Genomic DNA, 5,592 nt, shown 5'->3' with positions numbered 1-5,592 from the left:
GGGGGTTCTCTTCACTCAGCCAATGCGGCGAGCTTCTCCGCGAGGAGCGCCTCGGCCTCTTCGTCCGAGAGCTGCTTGACGTTGTTGACGAGCACGGCTTCGAGCGCCGCCGCTTCATCGCGGGGCTGCTCGGCCTGAGTCGTGATGGGAAGTTTCAGTTGCTCGGCCAGGTGCTCGACGAGCGACTCCACCGTCGGGTAACGCCACACCAGCGTCGCCGGGAGCCGCAGCCCCAGGCTGGCCTCGAGCCGGTTGCGCAGCTCCAGCCCCATGAGCGAGTCCAGCCCCATGTTGCCGAAGGGCTGCTGCGGGTCGATGCGGGAGGGCGCCAGCCGGAGCACATGCCCGGCCTGCTCGCACAGGTGTGTTTCCAGCAGTTGAGCCCGCTTCGGCCGTTCCGCCGCGCGGAGCGTCTCCACGAAGGCGCCCCGGTCCGCCGGGCCTTCCGCGCGACGGGACTGCTCGCCAGCGAGCCGTGACAGGAACGGCGACTTCGCCGCCGTCAGGTAGAACTCGCTCCACTGGCGCATGTCGAAGCGCATCACCACCACCCGCGCGTGGGAGCCCGTCAGAATCCGGCCCAACGCCTCGAGCGCCTGTGCGGGCGGCATGCTGTCCACGCCTCGCTGGGAGATGCGCTCGCCGCGCGCCTCCGCCGCGGCCGCCAGTCCCACGCCAGCCCAGGCGCCCCAGTCGACGCTCAGCGCGGGCAGGCCCAGTCCCCGCCGGTACGACGCCAGCGCGTCGAGGAAGAAGTTGGCCGCCGCGTAGTTGCCCTGTCCGGGTGAGCCCAACAGCGAGCCCGCCGCCGCGAAGAGCACGAAGCTGTCCAGCGGCAGGGCCTGCGTCAGCACATGCAGGTTCCACGCGCCATGGACCTTGGGCTCCATCACCTTGCGCAGGCGTTCCGCGGTGAGGTTCGCCAGCACGCCGTCATCGAGCACCGCAGCCGCGTGGAAGACTCCCCGCAGCGGAGGCATCTGGGCCGCGAGTTCACCGAACACCCGCTCCAGGTCCGCTCGCACCGCCACGTCGGCCTTGCACACCCGGACCTCCGCGCCCGCCGCGCGCAGCCCCTCCAGCGTCCGCTGCGCCTCCTCGGAGGCACCGCCCCGGCCCAGCAGCGCGAGGTGGCGGGCGCCGCGCTCCACCAACCACTCCGCGAGCTTCAGGCCCAGACCTCCCAGGCCGCCGGTAATCAGATAGGTGCCGTCGGCGCGAAGCTCCGCCGGCGCGGCCTTGCTTCGCTCCATGCGCGACAGTCGGGCCACGAACCTCGCGGGCCCCCGAAGCGCAACCTGCTCCTCCGGCGTCGACGCGAGCAACTCACTGGCGAGCCCGCGTGCCTGGTCCTCGTCGAGCGCGCCCAGGTCCACCGAGCAGCACCGGAGCTCGGGGTGCTCCAGCGAGAGCACCCGGCCCAGACCCCAGATGGGGGCCTGCTCCACATGGAGGACCTGCTCCGAGGGACGGGGGGCCTGGACACCTTCCGTCACCAGCCACAAGCGAGGCATGTCACGGAAGCCCGAAGCCACCAGCGCCTGCGTGAGATGGAGCGCACTGCCCGCCCCGAGCATCCGCGCTCGCGCCAGGGCCTGGGGCCCGTCCTCGGGACGAGGCGCATCCAGGCTGAAGAGGTGGACGACGCCCCGGCACGATTGCCGCCCGGCGCCGAACTCGGCCTCCAGAATCCGCTCGAAGCCTTCCACCCGGGACGGGTCGACCACGTAGTGCCCGGGCTCGATGAGGCGGGACTCCTCGCCGTGCGAGACGAGGATGCACCGCTCGCCGCGCGCGCTCAGCGCCGCCTGCAACTTCCGGCCGAAGCCCTGGCGGTCCAAGAGCACCAGCCAGGCCCCAGGCGTGGAGTCCGGAGCGGGCGTCACCTGCTCACACGGCATCTCCTGCCAGTCGACCTGATACATCCACGAATCGACCTCGTCGGAGGACCGCCGCCGCATCGCCTCCAGCCGGCGGCACAGCAGCCCCCGGGCCTCCATCAGCACGCGGCCCTCGCCGTCCAGCAACGTCACATCCGCTTCGAGCGAGCCCGCGCCGCTGCGCGTGCCGGGCCGGATGCGGGCGTGTCCCCACAGCTCCCCGCCAGGGCGCCCGTGGGCGCGCAGGCTCTCGACAGCCATCGGAACGAACGTCTCTCCCGGCCGGTCGCCCAACCCCGCTCCGTTGATGACCTGGAGGCAGGCATCCAGCAGCGCCGGATGGAGCTGATGGGCCGCCATCTCCGAAGCAACCGACGACGACAGCTCCAGGCGCCCCACCGCCTCGCCGGGCCCCTTCCACAGCTCCTTCAGCAGCCGGAAGCTGGGGCCGAAGTCGACGCCCCGCTCCTTCATGAGCTGGTAGTGCGTCTCACCGTCCATCCGCTCCGTGCACCGCGCACGCGCCTCGTCGAGCGCGAAGGCCTCCGCCGCCTCGGCTTCACGGAGCCGGCCCTCGGCGTGCAGCGTCCAACCACCGCCCGCTTCCGTGGACCGGCTGAAAATCTGGAACCGCTTCGCTCCGCCCTCGTCCGGGGTGAAGCGCATCTGCACCGCGAGCGGCTCGTCGCGGGAGAGCACCATCATCTCCTGGAAGCTGACGTCCTCGAGCGCATGACGCGTGGGCCCCAGCGCCTCGGCGGCGCCCGCGAGCGCCATCTCGAGATAACCCGTCCCAGGAAGGACGACCTCTCCGTGCACGACGTGGTCACCCAGATACGCCGGGCTGTCCGCCAGCAGCCCGGTCTGCCACAGGTGCGCGCCGTCCTCTCCGGCCAGCGCCACGTGGGCCCCCAGCAACGGGTGCTGCCCGGCGACCAGGACCTGACGCGCGCGCGGGGACGACTCGAACCAGAAGCGCTCGTGCTGCCAGGGATAGGTGGGGAGCGCCGCCCGGCGGCCCCGCACCGGGTGCTGGCGCTGGAGGTCCACCGCATGCCCCACGGCGTACAGGGAGCCCAGCGACGACAGCATCGAGCCCCGCTCATCCTCGTTGCGCCGGAGTGAAGGCAGCACCGCGCCCTCGCGCCCGAGGTGCCGCAGGTGTTGCTCCACGGCGGGCAGGAGGATGGGATGCGGGCTCAGCTCGATGAAGATGTCGTGTCCGTCGACCGCGAGTCGCTCGATGGCCGTCGAGAACAACACCGGCTCACGGAGGTTGTCGGCCCAGTAGGAGGCGCCGAACGCCGCGCCATCCGTCAGCGCTCCCGTCACCGTCGAGCAGATGGGGACACGCGACGCGCGGGGTGAGATGCCCTGAAGGGCCGCGAGCAGCTCCGGCCGCAGCGAGTCCATCTGCGGGCTGTGCGACGCGACGTCCACCTTCACGAAGCGGCAGAAGACCTCCCGCTGAGTGAGCGCGCCGGAAATCTTCTCGAGGGCACCAGGGGCTCCCGAGAGGACGGTGGAGCGCACGCTGTTGCTGACCGCGACGGAGACCTGGTCCTCGAAGCCGCGCAGGGCCTCTTTCGCCTCTTGCAGCGTCAGGTCCACCAGGAGCATCGAGCCCTGGCCACTCACGCCGCGCAGCAGCCGGCTTCGGCGGCAGATGATGGTCGCCGCGTCCTCCAGGCTCAGCGTGCCGGCCACGTGTGCCGCGGCCACTTCGCCCATGCTGTGGCCCACCACCGCGTCCGGCTCGATGCCCCACGCGCGCCACAGCTCCGCCAGCGCCACCTCCATGGCGAAGAGCACGGGCTGGATGACGTCAATCTCGTGGAGACGCCCCTGGCCCTCCTCGGCCGCGAGCTCCGCCAGGACACTGAAGTCGGCGCAGGCCCGGATGGCCACGTCGCACCGCTCCAGCGCGGCGCGGAACGCGGGCTCCTCCTCAAGCAGCCTCCGACCCATGCCCAGCCACTGCGAACCCTGGCCTGGGAAGACGAAGACGACCCGGCGGCGGACCTGCCCCGAGCCGCGCCCGATGGCCGCCCCGGGCACGGACTCGCCCCGCGCGAACGCCTCCAGCTTCTCCACGAAGTCGGCGTGCGTGCGGCCCGCGAGCGCGAGCCGCTGCTCGTGGTGGGAGCGCGACAGGGCCGCCGTGGCGCACACGTCGCGCGGCGACACGTCCGGGTGCTCGGTGAGCCAACGCGCGTGACTCGCGGCCATCGCCCGGAGCGCGTCAGCGCCGCGCGCCGAGAGCACGAGCAACTCCGCGCCCCGCGAAGGAAGCGGAGGCGGGGGCGCCGGAAGCGGAGGCTCCTGCAGGATGACATGCGCGTTCGTTCCACTGATTCCGAACGCGCTCACCCCCGCCAGACGCGGCTGCCCGGCACGCGGCCACGGCTGTACCTGCGTCGGGACGACCACCGGCGCGCCGTCCAGGACGATGTCCGGGTTGAGCCGCTGGAAGTGCAGGTTCGGAGGAATCGCCTCGTTGCGCAGCGCGAGCGCCGTCTTGAGGACGCCGGAGAGCCCGGCCGCCGCCTCCAGGTGGCCGAGGTTCGTCTTGACCGAGCCCACGAAGAGCGGCGACTCGGCGCTCCTGCCCGTCGCCAGCGCCCGCGCCAGGGCCTGAAGCTCGATGGGGTCGCCCAGCGAGGTGCCCGTCCCGTGGGCCTCGACGTAGGAGATTCGCGAGGGCTCCAGGCCACCGCTCGCCAGGGCCTGGGCGATGACGCGCTCCTGCGCCGGGCCGTTGGGGACCATCAGTCCGCTGCTGGCGCCATCCTGGTTCACCGCCGAGCCGGCGACGAGCGAGAGAATCTCGTCACCGTGGGCCAGGGCATCGGAGAGCCGCTTGAGCACCAGGACGATGCAGCCCTCCGCGCGCACGAAGCCATTGGCGGAGGCATCGAACGTCTTGCAGCGCCCGTCAGGCGCGAGCCCCCTGCTGCTGGACAGCGCGATGGTCGCGTCCGGCATCAGCATCAGGTTGACGCCCGCGGCCAGCGCCACGTCGCTCTCGCGGTTGCGCAGGCTCTGGCAGGCCAGGTGGAGCGCGACCAGCGACGACGAGCACGCCGTGTCGATGGCCATGCACGGCCCCTGGAGGCCGAGCGTGTAGGAGAGCCGGCCCGCCGCCGCGTTCAGGGATGTCCCCGTCAGGTGGTAGATGTCCGGGGCCCCGCCGAGCTGCCGCGCCTGGAGCTGCGCGTAGTCACTTCCGATGATGCCCAGGAAGACGCCCGTCTTGCTTCCGGCGAGCTGGTCGGGCGGCTGGCCCGCGCGCTCGAGCGCCTCCCACGCGACTTCGAGCAGCATGCGCTGCTGCGGGTCCATGCGCGCGGCTTCGCGAGGCGACACGCCGAAGAACGCGGCGTCGAAGTTCTCCACGCCGTCGAGGAAGCCTCCCCAGCGCGCATAGGTGCGGCCCTGCTTCATCGGGTCGGCGTCGAACAACGCCTCCGCGTCCCACCGCTCACGGGGCACTTCGGTGATGGCGTCCACGCCCTCGTGCAGCAGCCGCCAGAAGGCCTCCGGCGTCCGCGCGCCCCCCGGCACGCGACACGAAGTGCCGACGATGGCGATGGGCTCCGAACGCGTCCGCTTGAGGGCCTCGCTCTCCGCGTGCAGCTCGAGCGCCAGCAACACGAGCCTCTTGGGAGGAAGGCTCGAAATCTTCTCGTAGAATTCTTTGCTCATCGCCGTC

Annotated in this window: 1 protein-coding gene; it reads right to left on the bottom strand. The window is 71.8% G+C overall.

The window, feature by feature from the left end; genetic code table 11:
• Positions 1 to 11 precede the first annotated feature (11 nt).
• Positions 12 to 5,585, bottom strand: a complete 5,574-nt coding sequence (locus HUA75_RS15405; RefSeq protein ID WP_174486813.1) for a type I polyketide synthase — start codon at positions 5,583 to 5,585, stop codon at positions 12 to 14.
• Between the last annotated feature and the right edge of the window lie 7 nt (positions 5,586 to 5,592).

Source organism: Myxococcus sp. CA040A (assembly GCF_013336725.1).
GTDB classification, from domain to species: Bacteria; Myxococcota; Myxococcia; order Myxococcales; family Myxococcaceae; genus Myxococcus; species Myxococcus llanfairpwllgwyngyllgogerychwyrndrobwllllantysiliogogogochensis.
Note: the sequence above shows the minus strand (reverse complement) of the source record. Positions and strands in the feature narration are given on the sequence as shown.